Raw genomic sequence first — 22,561 nt, forward strand, 5'->3', positions numbered from 1 at the left:
ATTTCACGGTACGAGGCGGTAGCGTTCCCATAACGATGTGGGATCGGCAGCGATCATCGAGAGAACAGGGGATCATCGGACCGTGGTGACACCGCAGCCGCCAGCGGCGGAGTCAGAGCACTCGCAACAGGAGGGCGACATGTTCGACGTGCGGCAATCCGAACCCGCAGCCTTGTTCGAGGACGCTGCCGTGGTCGTGGAGGAGGAGCTCGGGCCCACGGGACGGCCGACACGTGCGGTGCCGGAACCCGCCCCGCTGCCCTCGCACGGCCCGGCCAAGATCATCGCGATGTGCAACCAGAAGGGTGGCGTCGGCAAGACGACGTCGACGATCAACCTGGGAGCGTCGCTCGCCGAATTCGGCCGACGTGTGCTGCTCGTGGACCTCGATCCCCAGGGGGCGCTGTCCGCGGGCCTCGGCGTCGCGCATCACGACCTCGAACTGACCGTCCACAACCTGCTCGTCGAACCCCGCGTCGCGATCGACGACGTCCTGATGCGGACACGGGTCGAGGGCCTCGACCTCCTGCCCAGCAACATCGACCTGTCGGCGGCGGAGATCCAGCTCGTCACCGAGGTCGGGCGCGAACAGACGCTCGGACGCGTGCTGCATCCGGTGCTCGACCGGTACGACTACGTCCTGATCGACTGCCAGCCGTCCCTCGGTCTGCTCACGGTCAACGCGCTGGCCTGCGCGGACTCGGTGATCATTCCGATGGAGTGCGAGTACTTCAGCCTGCGCGGCCTGGCCCTGCTCAACGACACGGTCGAGAAGGTCCACGACCGGCTCAACCCGCGGCTCGAACTCGCCGGCATCGTCGTGACGATGTTCGACTCGCGGACCCTGCACGCCCGTGAAGTGATGGCCCGTGTGGTGGAGGTGTTCGGGGATCTCGTCTACGACACCGTGATCAACCGCACCGTGCGCTTCCCCGAGACCTCGGTCGCCGGGGAGCCGATCACCACCTGGGCGCCGAAATCGACCGGCGCCGAGGCGTACCGTGCTCTGGCACGCGAGGTCATTCACCGGTCCGGCCGGTAAGTGGTGAATACGCAAGACATTTCGGCTCCACCGCAGACCGAGGACCCGCAGGCCCGGGTAACGCAGGCCGAGGATCAGCAGGCGCCCGCGGTCAAGCCCGGCTTCCGGGTGACGCTGCGGAATTTCGAGGGACCGTTCGACCTGCTCCTGACCTTGATCAACCAGCGACAGCTGGATGTGACGGAAGTCGCGCTGCACCAGGTGACGGACGACTTCATCGCCTACACCCGCTCGCTCGGCACGGAGATGGGTCTCGATCAGACCACCGAATTCCTGGTGGTCGCGGCGACGCTGCTCGACCTGAAGGCGGCGCGTCTGCTCCCGGCGGGCCAGGTGGAGGACGCCGAGGACCTCGCGCTCCTCGAGGCGCGCGACCTGCTGTTCGCCCGGCTGCTGCAGTACCGCGCGTACAAGCAGGTGGCGCAACTCTTCGGTGAGCTCGAGGCGGCCGCGTTGCGCCGGTACCCGCGTTCGGCGGCACTGGAGGACCAGTTCACGAAATTGCTGCCGGAAGTGTTGCTCGGGGTCGACCCGCAGCGGTTCGCGGAGATCGCCGCGACCGTGTTCACACCCCGCCCGAAGCCCACCGTGGGACTCGACCATCTGCACGACATGCACGCGGTCTCGGTGCCCGAACAGGCGGCGCGGATGCTGGAACTGCTCCGCGAACGGGGAGCCGGGGAGTGGGCGACGTTCGGCGACCTGGTCTCGGAGTGCGAGGTGACCACCCTGATCGTGGCAAGATTCCTCGCGCTGCTCGAGCTGTATCGCGAGCAGTCGGTGTTGTTCGAACAGCCCGAGCCGCTCGGGGAATTGCTGGTGAGCTGGACCGGGGAGGGCACACACGCCCCGGTGACCGAGGAGGATTACGGATGAGTTCGGCCCCGTTCGACGAGTCGGACGACCTGGGCGCCGTCGACGGAGAACCCGAGCTGTCGGACACCGAACTCGAAGCTGTTCTCGAGTCGCTGCTGCTGATCGTCGACTCTCCCGCCGGAGCCGAACAGCTCGCCTCCGCGACCGGCGCTTCTGTGAATCGCATCACGGACGTGCTGAACCGCATGTCCGCCGAGCTCACCGCCCGTGGCAGTGGGATGGACCTCCGATATGCCGGTGACGGTTGGCGTCTCTACACGCGCACCGCGTACGCGCCCTACGTGGAACGACTCCTGCTCGACGGCGCGCGGTCCAAATTGACGAGGGCGGCTTTGGAAACTCTGGCCGTGGTGGCATACCGTCAACCGTTGACCCGCGCACGGATCAGTGCGGTGCGCGGCGTCAACGTGGATGGTGTGGTGCGCACACTTCTCGCTCGCGGATTGATCGCCGAAGCCGGCGTCGATCCCGATACCAACGCCACGCAGTATTCGACGACGGAGCTCTTCCTGGAACGGCTCGGCTTGGCGTCTCTCGCCGATCTTCCCGCCTTGGCTCCGCTGTTGCCGGACGTGGATCTGATAGATGACATCAGTGACAGTCTGGAATCTGATCCACGATTTGCGAGAATGAATAAAGCTACGGCTTCCACAGAAGAGTTGGACACCGGGCTGGACACCGAAGACTGACAGGGATAGTACAAAAGTGAAGAAACCCGCTCGCCGAGATGGCACACCGGATCGCAACAACAAGAAGCAGCGCCCCACCAGGTCGGAGGCCGGGGGTCGCTCGGACAGATCGGAAGCCGGAGGGCGACCGAGCCGCTCCGAGACCGATCGGCGTCCGTCCAGGTCGGACGCCGTCAAGGGGAAGCCGGCCAGGCCTGACGCCGCGGCCGCGAAGAACAAACGCGGCAAGCCCAAGTCGGCCAAGCCGCAGCGCGCCCAGGCCCACGCGCCCAAGATCAGCAATGCCAAGCCGGCCCGGCACCAGTACGCCGACGCCGCCGATCGGCCCGCGGGCCCGCCGCAGGGCGACGGCATGCGACTGCAGAAGGTTCTCGCCCAAGCCGGTGTCGCGTCGCGCCGTGCGGCCGAGGAACTGATCTCGCAGGGTCGCGTCGAGGTCGACGGCCGCATCGTCATCGAACAGGGACTGCGCATCGACCCCGAGAACGCGGTGGTGCGCGTGGACGGTGTCCGCGTCGTCGTGCAGAAGGACCTGGTCCACCTCGCGCTGAACAAGCCCCGCGGCTGGCAGTCGACGATGTCGGACGACCTGGGTCGCCCGTGCGTCGGCGACATCGTCTCCGAGCGGGTCGCCGCAGGTCAGCGATTGTTCCACGTCGGTCGACTGGACGCCGACACCGAGGGGCTGCTGCTGCTCACCAACGACGGTGACCTGGCGCATCGGCTGATGCACCCGTCCTTCGAGGTGTCGAAGACGTACCTGGCGACCGTCTCGGGTGCCCTCGAACGCGGCGTCGGAAAGAAGCTCAAGGAGGGTGTCGAGCTCGACGACGGACCGGCGAAGGTCGACACGTTCACGCTCCTCGACATCAACGAGGGTAAGTCGCTCGTCCGCGTCACCCTGCACGAAGGCCGCAAGCACATCGTGCGGCGCCTGTTCGACGCCGTGGGACACCCCGTCATCCGGCTCGTCCGGACGGACATCGGCGCGGTTGCTCTCGGCGACCAGCGTCCCGGCACACTCCGCGTACTCGGTCGAGGCGAGGTCGGCGGGCTCTACGGGGCGGTGGGCCTGTGAGTACCTCGAAGCTGGTCGTCGCGATGGACGGCCCCTCCGGAACCGGGAAGTCGAGCGTCTCGCGGATGCTGGCGCAGCGGCTCGACGCCCGCTACCTCGACACCGGCGCCATGTACCGGATCGCGACGCTGCATGCGCTGCGCAAGGGCGTGGACCTCACCGATCCCGCCGCGATCGCCGACGCGACCGCCGGGCTGCCGTGGTCGATCGGCACCGACCCGGCGGGTGAGCAGGTCCTGCTCGACGGGGAGGACGTGGGGGAGGAGATCCGCGGCGACGCGGTGACCAAGGCCGTCTCGGCGGTCTCCGCCGTACCGGCCGTGCGTGAACTGCTCGTCGCGGCGCAGCGTCGCCTCGCGGGCGAGGCCGAACGGATCGTCGTCGAGGGCCGGGACATCGGCACCGTCGTCATCCCGGACGCCGACGTGAAGATCTACCTCACTGCCTCGGCGGAAGCCCGGGCACAGCGCAGGAATGCGCAGAATCTCGCGGAGGGGCGAGGCGACGACTACGCGGCCGTGCTGGCCGACGTGCAGCGTCGTGACCACCTCGACTCCACGCGCGCCGTGTCGCCGCTGCGGCCGGCCGACGATTCTGTGCTTGTCGACACCAGCGAACTCGGAATCGACGACGTGATCGGCAGGTTGCTGCTGGTGGTAAGCGAAAGAACTGGAGCAGGGCAGTGACCGAACAATTCACCACCGAGTTCGCAGGCGACGGCACCTGGAGTGAGGAATCCGACTGGGAGGTCCTGGACCTCGAAGACGGTGGCGACGGAGAGTCCCACGTCCCGGTTCCCACCCTCGCAGTGGTCGGGCGCCCGAACGTCGGCAAGTCGACGCTCGTCAACCGGATCATCGGCCGACGCGAAGCCGTGGTCGAGGACATTCCCGGTGTCACCCGGGACCGCGTCTCCTACGAGGCGAACTGGAGTGGCCGCCGCTTCATGGTGCAGGACACTGGCGGCTGGGAACCCGACGCCAAGGGCCTGCAGCAGTCGGTGGCCCGTCAGGCGGAATTGGCGATGCAGACCGCGGACGCGATCCTCCTCGTGGTCGACGCCGTCGTCGGCGCCACCGCAACGGACGAGGCCGTGGCCAAGGTGCTGCGCCGGTCCAAGACCCCGGTTCTGCTGGTGGCCAACAAGGTGGACGACGGCCGCACCGAATCCGAGGTGGCCGCACTGTGGTCGCTCGGTCTCGGGCAGCCGCACTCGGTGAGTGCGACCCACGGCCGCGGCACCGGTGATCTCCTCGACGAGGTGCTCGCCGCGCTCCCGGAGACCCCACGTGAAGGCATCCCCGGCGGCGGGCCGCGACGCGTGGCTCTGGTCGGGAAGCCGAACGTCGGGAAGTCGAGCCTGCTGAACAAGCTGTCGGGCGACGAGCGGTCGGTGGTCCACAACATCGCGGGCACCACCGTCGATCCGGTCGACTCGATCGTGGAGCTCGGCGGCAGGCCGTGGCGTTTCGTCGACACCGCCGGTCTGCGCAAGCGGGTCAGCCACGCCAGCGGCGCCGAGTTCTACGCGTCGCTGCGGACGAAGAGCGCCATCGAGGCGGCCGAGGTCGCGATTCTGCTGATCGACGCGTCCGAGCCGATCTCGGAGCAGGACCTGCGCGTGCTGAGCATGGTGGCCGACGCCGGCCGGGCCCTCGTCATCGCGTTCAACAAGTGGGATCTCGTCGACGAGGACCGGCGCCTCCAGCTCGATCGAGAGGTCGACCGGGACCTGGTGCGGGTGCCGTGGGCGCAGCGCGTCAACATCTCGGCGCAGACGGGGCGCGCGGTGCAGAAGCTCGTCCCCGCCCTGGACACCGCGCTGGAGTCCTGGGACAAACGCATTCCCACGGGCCGGCTCAACACCTGGCTCAAGGAAGTCATTGCCGCCACTCCGCCGCCGATGCGTGGTGGCCGGCTGCCTCGCGTGATGTTCGCCACGCAGGCCGGAACACGCCCGCCGACGTTCGTGCTGTTCACGACCGGGTTCCTCGAGGCGGGCTACCGCCGGTTCCTGGAGCGACGTCTGCGCGAGGAGTTCAATTTCGACGGCAGCCCCGTCCGCATCTCGGTGCGGGTGCGGGAAAAGCGTGAGCGGCGGAATCGTTGATCCGACAGAATGCGCTCTGACCAGGCGATTAGCGTTACGGACTGCCCCTGATGTAATCTCATCGAGCACCTGAACGAGGGTGTGGACGGGCTGTGGCGCAGCTTGGTAGCGCACTTGACTGGGGGTCAAGTGGTCGCAGGTTCAAATCCTGTCAGCCCGACCAGATGATCAGCGAAGGCGGTTTCCCGGAAACGGGAAACCGCCTTTTCTGTGTCTCGGGGCCGGTACTCAATCCGTGACGATGACCGGGTCGCCGATCTTGGCGTTGTCGTAGAACCACCGCGCGTTCTCGGTGCTGAGATTGATGCAGCCGTGGCTGACGTTCTCGAATCCCTGCGAGTTCACCGACCACGGTGCGGCGTGCACGAAGATCCCACCCCACGTGATGCGGGTGGCGTACTCGACGTAGAGGCGGTAGCCCTCCTCGTCATCGATCGGGACGCCGTACGTCGACGAATCCATGATCATGTCGCGGAATTGCTCGATGACGGGGAACGTCCCGAGCGGTGTTTCGTATCCGGGTTTGCCCATGGACGCCGGCATGGTCTGCACGACCTGATCGTTGATGCTGACCGTGAACTGGTGCGTCGTCGTGTTCGCGACGGCGACGAGTGCGTCACCCACCTGGAACTGCGACCTCGCGCCCGCCGCCTCGACGGTCACCCGGGTGTGGGCCGGCCAGAAGTGCGCCGGAGTCCACTGCACGGTGCGGTCGTCGATCCAGGAGAACTGCCCGGGCACCGCCCTCGACGGGGTGATCCGGACACCACGCTCGGCGAGCGCGCGATCGGGCACCGGTGACGCGAACCGGACGACGACAGGATGCGCGACGCCGACGACGTGCCCGCTCGCGGGGGACAGTGTCGGCGCGACGACCTTCCCGGTGACTGCCGGGGCATGCGCCGACGCGGTGGCGCTCACCCCGCACACGGCCAGTGCCGCGAGTACCGAGACGAGAAACAGACGTCCGACCTGCTGCGCTTTCCACATGCCGTCCAGCCCTTCAGAGACTGTGAGCGTCATTTCAGTTAACCACGGCGATATCGGACAGCGGAACCAGGGAAACTGGATGCATTGCGCGCATCAGAGGGACACGGACGACGCGCCGTCGTCACATCGGCAGCGTTTCGCCGGTCACACAGTTGACGGATCGAGACCGAGGGGATGTGACCGATGAACGACAACGACGTGTTGGCGCAGCAGTTCGAGGCCCATCGCACGCACCTGCGCGCAGTGGCCTACCGGATGCTCGGCTCGCTCAGCGAAGCCGAGGACGCCGTGCAGGAATCCTGGCTGCGACTGAGCCGCACCGACGCCGACACCGTCGAGAACCTGGGCGGCTGGCTGACCACGGTGGTGGCGCGGGTGTGCCTGAACATGCTGCAGTCACGCAGGACACGGCGGGAAGATCCACTGGACGCGGCGGTGCCCGACCCGATCGTGACCCGGGCAGACGGCAGCGACCCCGAACACGAGGCGGTGCTGGCCGATTCGGTGGGTCTTGCACTGCTCGTCGTTCTCGGCACGCTCGCCCCCGCCGAGCGACTGGCGTTCGTGCTCCACGACATGTTCGCGGTGCCCTTCGAGGACATCGCCCCGATCGTGGAGCGAACCCCCGCGGCCGCCCGGCAACTGGCCAGTCGCGCACGCCGGCGTCTGCAGGGAGCCCCGGTTCCCGACACCGATCCGGTCCGTCAGCGTGCGGTCGTCGACGCGTTCCTGGCGGCCGCGAGGAGCGGCGACTTCGACGCCCTCGTGGCGGTGCTCGACCCGGATGTCGTGCTCCGCGCCGATACCGGAGCAGTGCCTGCAGGCGCCTCCACGATGGTGCGCGGCTCGGCGACCGTCGCGGGCCGGGTCCTGGGGTTCGCCCGGTTGGCTCGGTTCGCGCATCCGGCGCTCGTCAACGGTGCCGCCGGAGTGGTCGCGATCTCCGACGGGCAGTTGCTGTCGGTCATGGGCGTCACGATTCGGCGCGGGAAGATCGTCGAGATCGACATCCTCGCCGACCGTGAGCGCCTCGCCGGGCTCGTCGTCGAGAACCTCGACTGACGAGCCCGCCGGGGTCAGTTCGTGCGGTGCTCGCCGTCTCCGTGTGCGTTGCCGGTGCGCAGGCCGATCACGGCCGCGGCGACGAGGAAGATGCTGCCGGTCAGCAGCGCTCGCTGGAAGCCGAAGGTGAGTGCCTCGGGCACAGGCGAATTCGCCGCGAGCAGATGCTGGGAATGCGAGGTGGCGATCGCGGCGAAGATCGCGAGTCCGAGTGCGCTGCCGACCTGCTGGGAGGCGTTCAACAACGCTGCCGCGAGCCCTGCCTCGCCGGCAGGCACACCGGTGTTGGCCGCGGTCGTGACGCCGACGAAGACGGCGCCGAGACCGAAAGACACGATCATCAGTCCGGGCAGCAGATCGTTGAGGTAGGAGCCGTCGACGGGGATCCGGGACAGCAGGTACAGGCCGGCCGAGGCCACCAGCGCTCCCACGACGACGACGGGACGGGTTCCGGTCCGGGTCAGCAACTGGGAGCACACCCCGGCGGCGACCCCGACCCCCAGGCAGAGCGGGAGGTAGGCCGCACCGGTCTGGATGGGGGAGTAGCCGAGAACGTTCTGCATGTAGAGAGTCAGGAAGAAGAACATCGCGATGAGACCCGCAAAGGCGATCAGCCCTGTGACATTCGCGGCGGCAAGGCCCTTGACGCGGAAGATCGACAGCGGCAGGAGAGGGTGCCGGCTGCGCTGCTCGTTGATCACGAACGCCACGATCAGCACGAACGCACCGGCGAACCCGGCGATCGTGCGGGCGCTGCTCCATCCCTGGTCGGGTGCCTCCACCAGGGCGTAGACGAGCAACAGCATCCCGCCGGTGCCGAGCACACTGCCTGCGACGTCGAAGTTCGCGAACCGGGCGCGGCGCCGGTCGCCGGGAATGAGCGCGAAGACCGCCGGAAGCACGAGCGCGCACGCGACAGGGTTGACGAACAGCACCCATCGCCAGCCCGGCCCCTCGGTGAGCACACCGCCGAGAAAGACACCGACAGCCGATGCGAGACCGCCCACCCCGGCCCAGACACCGAGTGCGGTATGCCGTTCGGGGCCCTCCTCGAAGGTCGTCGTCAGAATCGACAGCGCGGCCGGAAGCATCAGTGCCGCACCGACACCCTGCGCGAGTCGTGCGCCGATCAGGACCTCCGCGTTTCCGGCGAAACCGCCGATCAGCGACGACAGCCCGATCACGACGGTGCCGGTGACGAGCACGCGACGGCGACCGAGCAGGTCGGCCAGGCGGCCGCCGAGCAGCATGAAACCGCCGTAGGTGAGGAGGTAGGCGCTCGGGACCCACTGCAGTTCCTGTACCGAAATGTCCAGGTCGCTGCGCATGTCGGGCAGGGCGATGTTGACGATGGATGCGTCGACGAAATCGAGAAATGCCACAGCGCACAACAGCGTCAGCGTGAGTGTGCCGCGGGCGGTGGAGAGAAACGGGCGTGCCGGGGTCGATCGCCCGGCCCGGGAACTGTCGGTGATCGAGGTGATGTCCATGTTCGAGCCTTCCTGTGTTCGGAGTCCTGCAGAAGACGCCGCGTTGTCGGCCGTCACTTCTATGACCGGCGGTCCGGCGGCGATGTGACCGCGCCGCCGGACCGTCGCGAGTACTGTCGGAACCCGGCAGGTCACGGAAACGGGAGGCTGGCATGGCTGGACGGTTCGAAGGCACTGTTGTGATCAATCGCCCCATCGGGGAAGTGTTCGAGTACCTCGCCGCCGGGGTCAACGACCGGGACTTCAGTCCCCGGGTGCAGGAGATCGTGAAGAAGACGGATGGTCCGCCGGGCGTCGGCACCCTCTTCGTCAGCACCGTCAAGGACGCCGGGATGACCACGAAGCGGGAGTTCGAGATCACCGAATTCGAGGTACCACGGAAGATTCGCTGGGCGGAGCGTTCGAAGAATTCCATCACCGCGAAAGAGGGCGGTTACGACCTCGAACCCGCGGGCGCAGGCACCAAGGTGACGATCTTCAACGTGCTGGAGGGGCACGGAATAGGAAAGCTGATCGCACCTCTCGCCCTTCGGGCGGCCCGGAAGGACGCACCCGATTTCGCGCAGCGGATCAAGGCTGCCGCGGAGAAGTGACCGGCCTTACCGTGCCGGAATGACGAGCGCCAGTACCTGATCGACGTTGTCCGCGAGGCTGTCCGCGGCGGTGTCGTCGCCCGACAGATACCGTGCGAGGCTCTGCTGGAACAGTCCGTCGAGGACCGCATACATGGTGGCCGGGGCGATGGTGATCGTGCGCCCCGCCAATTCCGCATACCGGGACACGATGCGCCAGATCATGTTTTCGAGACTCTTGTCGATCGCGGCGACGTCTGCCCGGAACGACTCCTCGAACAGCGACTGCGAGCGGAGGTCGTACCAGAGGCGATGCAGGGTGGCCTCGTCGCGGAGGGAATCCCCCAGCACCCGGCCGAATCCCGCCTTCAACTCCTCGGGAGTCTGCGCCGTGGCGACCACGCCGTCGTATCGCGTGACGCACCGGGCCTTGTAGTGCCGCACGCAGTGCGTGATCAGATCGACCTTGTCGCTGAAGTAGTAGTGCAGGACGCCGTGGGAGAACTCGGAGTTCTGGGCGATCTCCCGGAGGCTGGTGCGGGCATAGCCGAGTTCCGAGAGGGTCTGCAACGCGGCCTCGGCGAGCTGATCCCGGCGCTCGGCGAACTTGTCGACCTGGCGGCGCGAGACTCGATCGGCGTTCTTCTCGGCGACGGGTGTCACGGCATTCTTCCTGTTCGGCGCGCATGGTCCAGCACGGTGAGCATCAGTCTAGCCCGCGTTCCTTGACGACTGTGTAACAAAAACTTGACAGTCGTCAAGAGAATTCTTGACAGTCGTCCAAAGTCGAATACGCTGTGATCCACACCACATTGCGGACTCGGTCTCGTGACGTGGTTTCCGCGAATCGTCTCGTACGAAGGCAGGTCGGAATGAGCGTAAGTGATCTTGCAGGACGGAAAGCACTGGTCACCGGTGGTGCGAAGGGGTTGGGCGCCGGTATGGCTGCCGCCCTCGCCGACGCCGGTGCGGCGGTCGTGATCGGCGACGTCCTCGAGGAGGAAGGGCGCGCGACTGCCGATTCCGTCGGGAAGACCGGCGTCGACACCGGATTCGTGAAACTCGACGTGACCGACGACGGCAACTGGGAGCGCGCCGTCGCTGCCACCGTGGAGCAACTCGGCGGACTCGACCTCCTCGTCAACAACGCGGGCATCGAGATCTCGTCGCTCGTGGTCGACATCGACCCCGCAGACATCCGACGGATGTGCGAGGTCAACATTCTCGGCGTCGCGCTCGGTCTGAAACACGGTCTGCGCGCGATGCGTCCCGGAGGCTCAGCGGGATCGGGCGGGGCGATCGTCAACGTCTCCTCGGTCGCCGCGACCATCCCGTTCCCGGGCATCGCCGGCTACTCCGCCACCAAGTCGGCCGTCGACCGGCTGACCCGGGTCGCGGCCCAGGAGGCAGGCAAACTCGGGTACGGCGTCCGGGTGAACTGCGTGTACCCCGGGCTGGTCGCCACGGAGATGGGACTCGGGCTGGCCGCCGACATGGAGCGGCTCGGACTGTGGCCCAGTGCCGACGCCGCGGTCGCCGACGTGATCGGCCTGACGCCTCTCGGGCGACTCGGCGAGGTCGCGGACATCGCCGACACCGTCGTCTTCCTGGCCTCCGACGCCGCCCGCTTCGTCACCGGAATCGGCCTGCCGGTCGACGGTGGCATGGGCATGTGACCGATCTCCCGAACTTCTCCCACATTCTGAAAGGCATCTCATGACCGACAAGAAGCCCGTCATCGTCTACGGAGTCTCCGGTTACACCGGGCGCCTCGTGTGTGAATACCTGCGCGAGTTCAACATTCCGTTCATCGCCGCGGGGCGGGACAAGAAGCGGATCCAGGAAGTGCTCGACCGGATTCCCGGCCTGGACACCGTCGACCACGAGGTGGTCGAGGTCGAGCACACCGTCCCGGCGCTGACGGAATTGTTCAGCGGCGCAAGGGTTGTCAGCAACATGGTCGGCCCGTTCATCAAGCACGGCGCCAGCGTCGTCGAGGCGGCTCTCGCCGCGGGCTGTCACTACACCGACACGACCGGTGAACAGGACTGGGTTCTGGACGTGCAGGCGAAGTTCGGCGAGAAGTTCGCGGAGAAAGGGCTGCTGCTGTCACCCGGTGTCGCGCAGATGTACACCACCGGCGAGATCGCCGCAAACATCGCGCTGGAGACGCCCGGATTGGACACTCTCGACATCCTGGTGTTGTGGAAGGGTTTTCCCACCTACGCGTCCACGCAGACGATCTTCACGATCCTCAAAGCCGACTGGTACTACCTGGAACAGAACCGGTACGAGAAGTGGGACCCCGGTACCACGTTCGAGGTCGTGGTGCCGGGACAGCACCAGATGGCCCTCGCGCTGCCGTGGGGCGGCACCAGCCATCCCGTGTGGTTCAAGGACGATCCGCGGGTGGCGAACGTGAAAGCGGCAGGCGGCGTGTTCGACCGTTCCGTGATGGAGGGTGTCGTCGCGACGCAGAAGATGGTCGAGGAACAGATCAAGACCCTTCCCGCGGACGAGCAGGACGCGGCGCTCGCGGAGATCGCCGGCTCCGTGCAGGCGGGAATGCCGCCGCGGGAGAACCCACGGGTCAACACATCGCTCGACTCCGTGTACGCGTCGGGGCCGCTGGGGCGGGCGCACTGTGTCATCCACGGCAACTGCAACTACAAGCAGACGGGTCTCCTGCAGGCGTACGCCGCGTACTCCCTGTTGCAGCAGCCTCCGAAGCGGACGGGTCTCGCGTCGGCGTGCCAGGCGTTCGGGCATCGCGAACTCCTGGGAATCCTTCGGAGCTTCGGCCTCGTGATGGAGCCGGTTCTCACCGTGCAGAGCTGATCGTCCCGGCCGCGACTTCGAGGAGGACCACACCATGCGCTTGACCGACTACCTCGACAAGGGTGCCTCGCTCGGTCCGTCGTCGCCGTGCCTGACGATGGGCGACCGGACGCTGTCGTACGCCGATGTCCAGGACCTGAGCCGGCGCGTCGCGGCCGCGCTGGCACGGTCGGGGATCGCCGCGGGCGACAAGGTGGCCGTCCTGTCCGGCAACGATCCGACTGCGTTCTCCTGCGTCTTCGGGATCAGCCTGGCGGGGGCGGTGTGGTGCCCGATCAACCCGCGGAACGAGGCGGCGGAGAATCGGGACCTGCTCGCCCTCTTCGACTGTCGCTGCCTGATCTTCCAGAAGGCGTTCGCGCCCTTGGTCGATCGGATCCGTCGGCAGTTGCCGCTGCTGACGACGCTCGTGTGTCTCGACGGCGATGAGGAGTACGCCCACCCGTTCGACGACTGGCTGGGTACCGAACGTCTCGACGTCGAGCCGGTCGACGATCTCGCGCTGATCGTCGGTACCGGCGGCACGACGGGGAGGCCGAAGGGTGTGATGCTCACCGGCCGGAACATCGAGACGATGTCTGCGCTGACCCTGATGAGCTACCCGTTCGACGGCAGGCCGGTCTACCTCGCCCTCGCGCCGTTGACGCACGCGGCCGGTGTCCTGTGTTTTCCGATCCTCGCCCTCGGCGGACAGGTGGTCATCATGCCCACCCCCGACCTGGGGCAGTTCCTCGCGCACATCGACCGGGACCGCGTCACCCACACCTTCCTTCCGCCGACCCTGATCTACATGCTGCTGGACCACGCAGACCTGGCGACGACGGACCTGAGTTCGCTGCAATGCTTCTGGTACGGCGCGGCGCCGATCTCGCCGACCCGGCTCGAAGAAGCGCTGACCCGGATCGGGCCGGTGATGGCCCAGCTGTTCGGGCAGAGCGAGGCGCCGATGATGATCGCGACGATGGCGCCGAAAGACCATTTCCACGCCGACGGCTCGGTCGCGACCGCCCGGCTGAGCTCCGCAGGCAGGCCCTCCCCGCTGGTCACCGTCGCCATCATGGACGGGCAGGGGACGCTGCTGCCTTCCGGTGAGCGAGGCGAAGTGGTCGTGCGCAGCTCGCTCGTCATGACGGGGTACTACAAGAATCCCGTTGCGACGCAGGAGGCGTCGGCGCACGGCTGGCATCACACGGGCGACATCGGGTACCTCGACGACGACAACTTCCTGCACATCGTCGACCGGGCCAAGGACATGATCATCACCGGCGGATTCAACGTCTATTCCGTCGAAGTGGAACAGGCGCTCATGGCGTACCCCGGAATCCAGGACTGCGGGGTGATCGGGCTCCCGGACGAGAAATGGGGTGAACGTGTCGTCGCCGTCGTCCAGTCCCGAGCCGGAACACCGGTCGAGGCCGACGCACTCACGGCGTTCGTGAAAGCGCGCATCGGCAGCGTGAAGACCCCGAAGGAAATCCTGGTCTGGCCCGATCTGCCGCGTTCCAAACTGGGGAAGGTCCTCAAGAACGAGATCAGGCAGCAACTGCTCGGCTGACGGCCGGCGCGGGGTTCGAAACGCGGGGGGATCGAAGCGTGGGTTTCGCCGCGACTGGCGATACTGTCGGGTGATGGTGAATGGGCACGCACTGAGCAGGGAACGGCTCGCCGACGCGCTGGCACGCTTCGAACCACGGATCGTGGACCCGACGAATCGGCGGTCCGCGGCGGTCGTGATCGCCGTGATGAACGACGGCGCCGACGGTCAGGCCGTTCCGCTGACCATGCGCCCGAGCAAGATGCGCGCGCATCCGGGACAGTTCGCGTTGCCCGGCGGCGGAGTGGATCCGGGGGAGACCGGCGAGGACGCCGCCCGGCGCGAGCTGCACGAGGAACTCGGACTCGACGTGGAGCCGTCCGCGGTGCTCGGCAGGCTCGACGACTACGTCACCCGCTCCGGGTACGTCATCACCCCGTTCGTCGTGTGGTCGGACCAGCCGATCACGTCGCTCGTCCCCAATCGCGAGGAAGTGGCGGAAGTGTTCTCGGTGGGCGTTCCCGAGATCGACGCGGAGCCGCGGTTCGTCGAGATCCCCGAATCGTCGAAACCGGTGATCCAATGGCCGTTCCGCCGTCACCTCGTGCACGCCCCCACCGGCGCGGTCGTATACCAGTTCCGGGAGGTCGCACTGCACGGCAGGCACACCCGGATCGACGGTTTCGACCAGCCGGTCTTCGCCTGGCGTTAGCGGAACCACGTCCAGCGGGGACGCGACTAATCTCACAGTTCGTGACCTTCTTCGAGTCTCTCGCCCGCAAGCTCGACCACACCGGTGTCGACCCCACCGTCTGGCACGCCCCGCCGCCACCACCACCGACGGGAGTGCTCGCGCCCAACGGGATGCTCGACGACGCGCACCGCTGGACGCTCCCCGCCGGAGAAGGCCCGGAGGACGTCGCCGTCGATCACGACGGCCGGGTGGTCACCGGAGGCAACGACGGCCGGATCTGGCGGTTCGACGGCCACGGACACGCCACCGAACTCGCGAACACCCACGGGCGGCCTCTCGGGGTCGAGATACTCGACGACGGCCGGTTCCTGATCTGCGACGCCGAGCGCGGTGTGCTGCGAGTCGACGACCAGGGACGCGTCGACGTGCTCGCCGACGCCGCGGCCGGGCGCCCGCTCGTGGCGTGCAACAACTCGGCGGTCGGCCGGGACGGCATCGTGTACTTCACCGACTCCTCGGCGCACTTCACGATCGCCGACCACCGCTACGACCTTCTCGAGCACCGCGGGACCGGCCGCCTGCTGCGTCTGGACCCGTGGACGGGGGAGACCGACCTCCTGGCCGAGGGGCTGCAGTTCGCCAACGGCGTGGGACTGGCCTCGGACGAGTCGTTCGTTCTCGTCGCCGAGACCGGCTCGTACCAGATCTCCCGCGTCGACCTGACCGGCCCGTCGCAGGGTGCGGCGTCGGTGTGGGCCGCGAATCTGCCCGGCATACCGGACAACATGACGTCCCAGACACGGGACGGCCTGTTCTGGGTGGCGCTCTACAGCCCGCGGATGCGGTTGCTCGACCTGCTCGCGCCGTACCCGACGCTGCGGATCGTCGCGGCGAACCTGCCGGAGGCGGTGCAACCGAATCCGGAGCACGCCGGCTGGGTGATCGCCCTCGATCACCGCGGCGAGATCGTGCACAGCCTGCGCGGAGGCAAGGGCAGCTATTCCCCCGTCACAGGTGTGCGGGAGCACGACGGGTGGCTGTACCTGGGAAGTCTGACCGCGGACGCCGTCGCACGCGTACCGGCCCCACCACGACCGGACGTTGCGCGGGGCGAGTGACACGGCCGGACGGACGAGAGGATCGACTGACACCATCCCTGTTGTGGAAGAGTGGCGGGAGCGGTGCGACGAGCGCCCGAAAACAGGTCCGCACTCGACGCTGGGGAGATTTTGGTGAATTCGGTGGACCGGGACACTGCGCGGTCGGACCGGATCGTGACCGTCCCGAACCTCCTGAGCGTGGTTCGACTCCTCGGCGTGCCGCTGTTCGTGTACCTGCTGCTCGTCACCCACTCCGACGGGTGGGCACTCGCGATCCTCATGATCAGCGGCTTCACCGACTGGCTCGACGGCAAGCTGGCGCGGATCCTCGACCAGTCGTCGAAGCTGGGTGCGCTGCTCGACCCCTTCGTCGATCGCCTCTACGTCGTCACGACGCTGGTGACGTTCGTCCTGCGCGGATTCATCCCGTGGTGGGTGGCGGCGATCCTGATCGGCCGCGACGCCGTTCTCGCGCTCACGCTGGTCATCTACCGACGGCGCGGTCTGCCGCCCCCCGACGTGATGTACCTCGGTAAGGGTGCCACGTTCCTGTTGATGTTCGCGCTGCCGATGACCCTCGCGGCGCACGGTGACTGGAGCATCGCGACCGTGGCGCAGCCGCTCGGCGCCGCGCTCCTGATCTGGGGCACGGTGCTCTACGTGTGGACCGGGCTGCTCTACACCGTGAACGCGCTGACCGTCGCGCGCACCGTTCCCGTGCGAGGACCGGGCGGCGAGGAACGCGAGGTCCAGTGATGAAACGGACAGATTCCGGCATTCGCAGGAATCCGGTGCCGTCCCTGCTGCGGTCCCTGATGAACGACCATCTGGACCCCGGGTACGAGGGTGCGGCCGACGATCGTGAGCAGGGACATTCACGACAGACGCGGGTCGGTCAGCAGGTGTGGATCGCGATCGGCGCGCTGCTCGTCGGGCTGGTGCTGTCGGTCGCCTACCGGCAGGCCACCGAACGCATCCCCGGCACCGAGCAGGTGCGGACCGAACTGCTGAGCAAGGTGCAGGACGCCCAGGATCGGGCGGGCGCCCTTGCCGCAACCCGGGACACGCTGGCGGCACAGACCGACGACGCGCGCGCCACCGCGCTGGCCGGTGACGCCCGAGGTGCGGCACTGCTCGACGAGCTTCGCGGCCTCGAGGGGGACGCCGGAGTCGAGGCCGTACACGGTCCCGGCCTGACCGTGACGTTGACGGACCCCGCAGCCAAGCCCAACCTGTCCGACTCGTCCCAGCGCAGTGTCGGGGGGAAGGCCGTGGTGCTCGACCGCGACCTCCAGTCGGTGGTCAATTCGCTGTGGGCGAGCGGCGCCGAGGCCATCGCGGTCGGCGACGTGCGGATCGGCCCGTCGGTGACGATCCGCCAGGCGGGTGGCGCGATGCTCGTGGACAATCAGCCGGTGTTCTCGCCGTACGTGGTCTCGGCGATCGGACCGCAGGGGCCGATGCAGACCGGATTCGTGGTGAGCGACGCCTATCTGCGGATGTCCAGCGTGGCGCAGTTGTACGGCATCGGCTTCGCGGTGGCGGAGGCCGACGATCTCCACTTGCCCGCCGCCCCGGCGCGGGAAGTGCGGGCAGCCAGGGAAGTGGGAACACGATGACAACGGCGGAGTCGAATGGAGGCGTCACACGAATGAAGGCAGCACTGAAGGGCGGATCCGCGATCTACGGGGTGCTCGCCCTGATCGTGGGCATCGTGCTGGGAGTGGTGTTCAGCCCGCAAGTGCCCGACGCCGTGCAGCCCTACCTGCCCATCGCCGTCGTCGCCGCGCTCGACGCGGTGTTCGGCGGACTGCGCGCGTACCTCGACGAGATCTTCGACTCGAAGGTGTTCGTCGTCTCGTTCGTGTTCAACGTCCTGGTGGCCGCCCTGATCGTGTGGCTCGGTGACCAACTCGGTGTGGGAACCCAGCTGTCCACCGCGATCGTCGTCGTGCTCGGAATCCGCATCTTCGGCAACGCGGCCGCGCTCCGGCGACGTCTGTTCGGGGCGTGATCGCGGCGTGAGCGGACACGAGGGCAGACACGAACTGCACGGGAACGAACCGGCGACGTCGCAGCGATCGCACGTCGTCTTCGCGCTGCTGGCCGCGCTCCTGCTCGGTGGGCTGGGAATCGCGATCGTCACGCAGGTGAAGAACACCGGGTCCGGCGACACCCTCGACTCGGCGAGCCCGGCCGATCTCCTGGTCGTCCTGGATACGCTGAACCAGCGGGAGGCGGCCCTGCGGCAGGAGATCGCATCGCTGGAACAGACCTTGGCAACGTTGCAACAGAGCGGCAGTTCCGGGGCGGCACTCGACGAGGCGCAGGCCCGGTTGACGGCGCTGTCGATCCAGGTCGGCAGCGCACCGGCCACCGGCCCCGGGGTGACGATGCGCATCACCGACCCCAACAAGGGAGTCGGCTCGGAGGTCCTGCTCGACCTCGTGCAGGAATTGCGTGCCGCCGGTGCCGAAGCCGTCCAGATCCAGGGTGCGGACGGCCCGCCCATCCGGATCGGCGTCGACTCCTGGGTGTCCGGTTCGGCCGGCGGCGTGTCGGTGGACGGCCGGAAGGTGAACGCCCCCTACGGGGTGGTCGCCATCGGTGATCCGCCGACTCTGGCGGCGGCCCTGAACATTCCCGGCGGGGTGGTCGACACGGTCGCGCGCAGCGGCGGACAGCTGACGATCGAACAATCGCAGCAGGTCACGATCTCCGCCTTGCGGGAGGCGAAACCTCGCCAATACGCTCAGCCCGGAAATTGATCTTCGCATCCGCCCGCGGATTGCCATCGAAAGGAAGCCACTGTGAGTGAGCTCGAAATCCCCGCCGATCGTCGGTACACCGCCGAACACGAGTGGGTCGAGCGGACGGGGCCCACGACGGTACGCGTCGGCATCACCGATTTCGCGCAGTCCCAGCTCGGCGACGTCGTGTTCGTCCAGCTTCCGGCGGTCGACGAGGCCGTAACGGCGGGCGAATCGTTCGGCGAGGTGGAATCCACCAAGAGCGTTTCCGACATCTTCGCCCCGCTGACGGCGAAAGTCGTTGCCGCCAATGCCGATCTGGACGGCAACCCGGAACTCGTGAACTCCGCGCCCTACGGGCAGGGGTGGCTGGTGGACCTCGGTGTCGACGACGAGGCGACCCTCGACGCGGCACTGGCCGAAATGCTGGACGCCGCCGGCTATGCAGACATCACGGCAGGATAATTTCCCGAGAACACGCGAAGCGGTAATCGGATAGTTTTGGAAGGTGCCGACAGCCCGGAAACCGGGTTGCCGGGAAAATCCGCTGTCGGAATACCGGTTCGTAATGTGCTGGCGGCCTGTCTCACTACACGCACCGGCGTGCGCAGGGTACGGTCGATGTTGAACGCATGTGCCGTGTCGGGGCGCAGGTCCGTAGTTTGAATGTGATCGTGGGAGTTTGCACAGAAGTTAATGTGCACGGGAACCGAATTATGTAGTACCGAGTGGCATTGCGTAGTCCAGCGAATCTTGCTGGATGATCGAACTAGGAGGAGAAACGGTGAGCGAGAACGGCAACGACGCGGTCTATGGGGAGACGCCGGCGGAAACCACGTCGGTCTTCCGCGCGGACTTTCTCAATGAGCTCGACAACTCCTCGGCAACCCAGGCTCCGGAAGCTCCGGTGTCGGGTGTGGAGGGACTGCCCGCGGGCTCTGCTCTGCTCGTCGTCAAGCGTGGACCGAACGCAGGGTCGCGCTTCCTGCTCGACCAGCCGACGACGTCCGCGGGACGGCATCCCGACAGCGACATCTTCCTCGACGACGTGACCGTCAGCCGTCGGCATGCGGAGTTCCGTCAGGAGGACGACGAGTTCCAGGTGGTCGACGTCGGCAGCCTCAACGGCACCTACGTCAACCGGGAACCGGTCGACTCGGCCGTCCTGGCGAACGGTGACGAGGTCCAGATCGGCAAGTTCCGACTGGTCTTCCTGACCGGACCCCGGACCACTGCCGGTGGCTCGCAGATCGGTGAGACGTCAGCTGGTGCGGGTAGCCAATGACCGCGGTGCGGCAGCAGCAGGCGCAATCGGGGATGTCGATCGGCTCCGTGCTGGATCGTCTCCGCCCCGATTTTCCTGATGTGACGATCTCGAAGATCCGATTCCTCGAAGCCGAGGGTCTCATCAGCCCCCAGCGCACTCCCTCGGGGTATCGGCGATTCTCGATCGCCGACTGTGAACGTCTGCGCTATGTCCTCACTGCGCAGCGGGATCAGTATCTGCCGCTGAAGGTCATCAAGGAGCAGCTCGAGGCCATCGACAGAGGTGTGGCCACGGTCGGCGCAGGCGATTCTTCGCCGCGCCGGCCGCGCACGCTCACGGTGGCCCCGGGCGAGGTGTCCCCGGAGGAGTTCCTCACCGACCGCGAGGTGCGGATCAGCCGCGACGATCTGATCGCCCGGGCGGGGATCGACGACAAGTTCCTCGGCGAACTGACCCGCGGAGGCCTGGTCGTTCCCGGGCCGGCAGGGTTCTTCGACGAAGACGCGGTGACACTGGCGCGCACCGCGAGGGCGATGTCCGAGTTCGGACTCGAGGTGCGGCACCTGAGGGCGTTCAAGCTGGCGGCCGACCGCGAGGCCGGGCTGGTCGCGCAGATCGCCGGGCCCGTCGCCAAGGGCCGCGACGCCGGCGCACGTGATCGCGCCGAGGAGATGGTGCGCGAACTGGCCGCCTTGTCTCTGACGTTGCACACCTGCCTGGTGAAGTCGGCAGTCCGGGGTGCGCTCGATCGGTGAGGTGAACTCGCCGACCGTCCCCACTTCCCAACGACGCTGCGCTCGAACGGCTGTACGGTCGAAGAGCAGACACGAATCGAATAGAATCCTGGTACGGCATTGTGTGCCGCGGACGGACCATTGCAGGGTGGAGGCAGACGCGATGAGCGAAATGCACGTGATCGGAGTTCGTGTCGAGCAACCCCAAAGTCAACCTGTTCTGCTGTTGCGTGAAACCGACGGCGAGCGGTACCTGCCCATCTGGATCGGCCAGACCGAGGCCACCGCGATCGCACTCGAACAGCAGGGCGTCGAGCCGGCGCGTCCGCTGACCCACGATCTCATCAAGAACCTGATCGAAGCCTTCGGTCGCACCTTGAAGGAAGTTCGCATCGTGGACCTGCGCGAGGGCACGTTCTATGCCGACCTCGTGTTCGACCAGAACACCCGCGTCTCGGCCCGCCCGTCCGACTCCATCGCCATCGCACTGCGGATCGGGGTGCCGATCTTCGCCGAGGAATCGGTGCTCACGGAGGCCGGTCTGGTCATGCCCGACGAGCGCGAGGACGAGGTCGAGAAGTTCAAGGAATTCCTCGAGTCCGTGTCGCCGGACGATTTCAAGGCCACCGACGGCTAGGTTGCACCCTCGGAAAAGCCTCGGGCGCGGAGTAACGGTTGAGGTTCCTCCGGCGCGTTGCGTTGACCCCGTCTCTTCGGAGTCATAGCGTTCAGTGCAGTGATTTTCTGCCCTGCAGATTCTATCGGGCGTACGCTGAGTAGGTTCAGGGTACGGACTTGCTCGATGTCACTGGTGGCGCTTGCGCCGCTCGATGTGCTGTGGCTGTGCCGCGGGCACTGGCGACGCGCGTCACAGGCGCACTGATCGTCGGGTTCAGTGCAACATGCGAGAGGGAGTAGTCAGTGGGAGATCGGCCGCAGGAGAATGCGCTGAATCTTGCGCCCGGCGACAACGTTGCCGAGTCCGAATTCAGCTCCGAGGAGATCCAACCGGGCCTCTTCCCGGACGATTCCGTGCCCGACGACCTCGTCGGATACCGCGTCCCCATCGCCTGCCAGATCGCGGGAATCACCTACCGCCAGCTCGATTACTGGGCTCGCACTTCGCTCGTCGTGCCGTCCATTCGTGGCGCAGCAGGTTCGGGCAGCCAACGGCTGTACTCGTTCAAAGACATCCTCGTCCTCAAGATCGTCAAGCGTCTGCTCGACACCGGAATATCCTTGCAGAACATCCGCGTGGCCGTCGACCACCTCCGTAAGCGCGGAGTGCGGGACTTGGCGAAGATCACACTTTTCTCGGACGGGACCACGGTCTACGAGTGCACGTCCCCCGAAGAGGTCGTCGATCTGCTCCAGGGCGGGCAGGGCGTCTTCGGTATCGCGGTGAGCGGTGCGATGCGCGAACTGACCGGCACCATCGCCGATTTCCCGGCCGAGCGCGCCGATGGCGGCGCGAGCGAGCAGAGCCCCGAGGACGAACTGGCGTCGCGGCGCAAGAACCGCGCGAGCCGCAAGACGGGCTAGCCCGCCTCCATCGGAGCGCAGCGCTGCCTGCGCCGCCATCCGCAGCCGTGACATAGACTGGCGGTGCGTCGACGCCGTGCGGGAGAGTTCCGGGCACTGCAAGCACAGAAACATCGTGTGTGCAGGAGTTCGGGCGCCGAAGGAGCAACACCTCCCCGTCAATCTCTCAGGCAGACAGGACCGTGCGGGCTCC

General features: G+C 67.0%; 24 protein-coding genes, 1 tRNA gene, 1 pseudogene and 1 riboswitch. Of the genes and pseudogenes, 23 read left to right on the top strand and 3 right to left on the bottom strand.

What is annotated here, in order from left to right; genetic code table 11:
• Nucleotides 1-37: 37 nt before the first annotated feature.
• From JVH1_RS33090 to JVH1_RS33120, 7 genes are all read left to right on the top strand, one after another.
• On the top strand, nt 38-1,042 hold the full coding sequence (locus JVH1_RS33090) for a ParA family protein (RefSeq protein ID WP_016880789.1): 1,005 nt from the start codon (nt 38-40) through the stop codon (nt 1,040-1,042).
• Entirely contained in the window at nt 1,043-1,918 is an 876-nt protein-coding gene (locus tag JVH1_RS33095) for a ScpA family protein (RefSeq protein ID WP_011594127.1), read from the top strand.
• Nucleotides 1,915-2,607, top strand: a complete 693-nt coding sequence (gene scpB / locus JVH1_RS33100; protein WP_009473594.1) for an SMC-Scp complex subunit ScpB — start codon at nt 1,915-1,917, stop codon at nt 2,605-2,607. The genes JVH1_RS33095 and scpB overlap by 4 nt, the downstream gene beginning before the upstream one ends.
• Nucleotides 2,608-2,623: 16 nt before the next feature.
• Nucleotides 2,624-3,685 (top strand): pseudouridine synthase, encoded by a 1,062-nt coding sequence (locus JVH1_RS33105; protein WP_009473593.1) that lies wholly within the window; start codon nt 2,624-2,626, stop codon nt 3,683-3,685.
• The gene (cmk, locus tag JVH1_RS33110) at nt 3,682-4,371 is read left to right on the top strand and encodes a (d)CMP kinase (RefSeq protein ID WP_009473592.1); all 690 of its coding nucleotides are present in this window, start codon (nt 3,682-3,684) and stop codon (nt 4,369-4,371) included. Before JVH1_RS33105 ends, cmk begins: the two co-directional genes overlap by 4 nt.
• On the top strand, nt 4,368-5,795 hold the full coding sequence (der, locus tag JVH1_RS33115) for a ribosome biogenesis GTPase Der (RefSeq protein WP_009473591.1): 1,428 nt from the start codon (nt 4,368-4,370) through the stop codon (nt 5,793-5,795). Before cmk ends, der begins: the two co-directional genes overlap by 4 nt.
• 86 nt (nt 5,796-5,881) lie before the next feature.
• Nucleotides 5,882-5,958, top strand: a tRNA-Pro gene (locus JVH1_RS33120).
• A 65-nt stretch (nt 5,959-6,023) separates the two neighbouring features.
• On the opposite strand, the gene JVH1_RS33125 is transcribed toward JVH1_RS33120, so the two are convergent.
• A complete protein-coding gene (locus JVH1_RS33125) occupies nt 6,024-6,785 on the bottom strand; it encodes a L,D-transpeptidase family protein (protein ID WP_009473590.1) in 762 nt (253 codons plus the stop codon).
• 183 nt (nt 6,786-6,968) lie between these two features.
• On the opposite strand from JVH1_RS33125, the gene JVH1_RS33130 reads away from it, so the two are divergent.
• Nucleotides 6,969-7,847 carry a sigma-70 family RNA polymerase sigma factor gene (locus tag JVH1_RS33130; protein WP_009473589.1) on the top strand — a complete coding sequence of 293 codons (879 nt, stop codon included), beginning with the start codon at nt 6,969-6,971 and terminating at the stop codon, nt 7,845-7,847.
• Nucleotides 7,848-8,065: 218 nt separating this feature from the next.
• Here JVH1_RS33130 and JVH1_RS33135 read toward each other — a convergent pair.
• Nucleotides 8,066-9,337: pseudogene (locus JVH1_RS33135) on the bottom strand (MFS transporter); the annotation flags it as partial.
• A 152-nt stretch (nt 9,338-9,489) separates the two neighbouring features.
• On the opposite strand from JVH1_RS33135, the gene JVH1_RS33140 reads away from it, so the two are divergent.
• A complete protein-coding gene (locus JVH1_RS33140; protein ID WP_009473587.1) occupies nt 9,490-9,930 on the top strand; it encodes an SRPBCC family protein in 441 nt (146 codons plus the stop codon).
• 6 nt (nt 9,931-9,936) lie between these two features.
• Here JVH1_RS33140 and JVH1_RS33145 read toward each other — a convergent pair whose 3' ends face one another.
• Nucleotides 9,937-10,572, bottom strand: a complete 636-nt coding sequence (locus tag JVH1_RS33145) for a TetR/AcrR family transcriptional regulator (protein WP_009473586.1) — start codon at nt 10,570-10,572, stop codon at nt 9,937-9,939.
• Between the two features lie 209 nt (nt 10,573-10,781).
• Here JVH1_RS33145 and JVH1_RS33150 point away from each other — a divergent pair, with 209 nt between their 5' ends.
• The 14 genes from JVH1_RS33150 (at nt 10,782) to JVH1_RS33215 (ending at nt 22,368) form a co-directional block, all read left to right on the top strand.
• Nucleotides 10,782-11,585 carry an SDR family NAD(P)-dependent oxidoreductase gene (locus tag JVH1_RS33150; protein WP_043778049.1) on the top strand — a complete coding sequence of 268 codons (804 nt, stop codon included), beginning with the start codon at nt 10,782-10,784 and terminating at the stop codon, nt 11,583-11,585.
• Nucleotides 11,586-11,625: 40 nt separating this feature from the next.
• Nucleotides 11,626-12,747 carry a DUF5938 domain-containing protein gene (locus tag JVH1_RS33155; RefSeq protein ID WP_009473584.1) on the top strand — a complete coding sequence of 374 codons (1,122 nt, stop codon included), beginning with the start codon at nt 11,626-11,628 and terminating at the stop codon, nt 12,745-12,747.
• Nucleotides 12,748-12,781: 34 nt separating this feature from the next.
• Nucleotides 12,782-14,302 carry a long-chain fatty acid--CoA ligase gene (locus JVH1_RS33160; RefSeq protein ID WP_009473583.1) on the top strand — a complete coding sequence of 507 codons (1,521 nt, stop codon included), beginning with the start codon at nt 12,782-12,784 and terminating at the stop codon, nt 14,300-14,302.
• Between the two features lie 73 nt (nt 14,303-14,375).
• Nucleotides 14,376-14,993 (top strand): CoA pyrophosphatase, encoded by a 618-nt coding sequence (locus JVH1_RS33165; protein ID WP_025432828.1) that lies wholly within the window; start codon nt 14,376-14,378, stop codon nt 14,991-14,993.
• A 41-nt stretch (nt 14,994-15,034) separates the two neighbouring features.
• On the top strand, nt 15,035-16,093 hold the full coding sequence (locus JVH1_RS33170; RefSeq protein ID WP_009473582.1) for an SMP-30/gluconolactonase/LRE family protein: 1,059 nt from the start codon (nt 15,035-15,037) through the stop codon (nt 16,091-16,093).
• Nucleotides 16,094-16,207: 114 nt separating this feature from the next.
• The gene (locus JVH1_RS33175) at nt 16,208-16,831 is read left to right on the top strand and encodes a CDP-alcohol phosphatidyltransferase family protein (protein WP_009473581.1); all 624 of its coding nucleotides are present in this window, start codon (nt 16,208-16,210) and stop codon (nt 16,829-16,831) included.
• Complete coding sequence (locus tag JVH1_RS33180) at nt 16,831-17,694, top strand: DUF881 domain-containing protein (RefSeq protein ID WP_043778046.1); 864 nt, start codon at nt 16,831-16,833, stop codon at nt 17,692-17,694. The genes JVH1_RS33175 and JVH1_RS33180 overlap by 1 nt, the downstream gene beginning before the upstream one ends.
• A 32-nt stretch (nt 17,695-17,726) precedes the next feature.
• Entirely contained in the window at nt 17,727-18,089 is a 363-nt protein-coding gene (locus JVH1_RS33185; RefSeq protein WP_005264197.1) for a small basic family protein, read from the top strand.
• A 7-nt stretch (nt 18,090-18,096) separates the two neighbouring features.
• Nucleotides 18,097-18,843, top strand: a complete 747-nt coding sequence (locus JVH1_RS33190) for a DUF881 domain-containing protein (protein ID WP_005264198.1) — start codon at nt 18,097-18,099, stop codon at nt 18,841-18,843.
• A gap of 42 nt (nt 18,844-18,885) precedes the next feature.
• Nucleotides 18,886-19,290: a glycine cleavage system protein GcvH gene (gcvH, locus tag JVH1_RS33195; protein WP_005562897.1), complete on the top strand. Its 405-nt coding sequence runs from the start codon at nt 18,886-18,888 to the stop codon at nt 19,288-19,290.
• A gap of 295 nt (nt 19,291-19,585) precedes the next feature.
• Nucleotides 19,586-20,110 carry an FHA domain-containing protein gene (locus JVH1_RS33200; protein WP_370183841.1) on the top strand — a complete coding sequence of 175 codons (525 nt, stop codon included), beginning with the start codon at nt 19,586-19,588 and terminating at the stop codon, nt 20,108-20,110.
• On the top strand, nt 20,107-20,847 hold the full coding sequence (locus JVH1_RS33205; protein ID WP_009473578.1) for a MerR family transcriptional regulator: 741 nt from the start codon (nt 20,107-20,109) through the stop codon (nt 20,845-20,847). Before JVH1_RS33200 ends, JVH1_RS33205 begins: the two co-directional genes overlap by 4 nt.
• Before the next feature lie 142 nt (nt 20,848-20,989).
• Nucleotides 20,990-21,463, top strand: coding sequence for a bifunctional nuclease family protein (locus JVH1_RS33210; RefSeq protein ID WP_011594116.1), 474 nt, complete (start codon nt 20,990-20,992; stop codon nt 21,461-21,463).
• 284 nt (nt 21,464-21,747) lie between these two features.
• A complete protein-coding gene (locus JVH1_RS33215) occupies nt 21,748-22,368 on the top strand; it encodes a MerR family transcriptional regulator (protein WP_005243116.1) in 621 nt (206 codons plus the stop codon).
• A 69-nt stretch (nt 22,369-22,437) separates the two neighbouring features.
• Nucleotides 22,438-22,561: riboswitch (glycine riboswitch) on the top strand.

Source organism: Rhodococcus sp. JVH1, assembly GCF_000280725.2.
GTDB lineage: Bacteria > Actinomycetota > Actinomycetes > Mycobacteriales > Mycobacteriaceae > Rhodococcus_F > Rhodococcus_F jostii_A.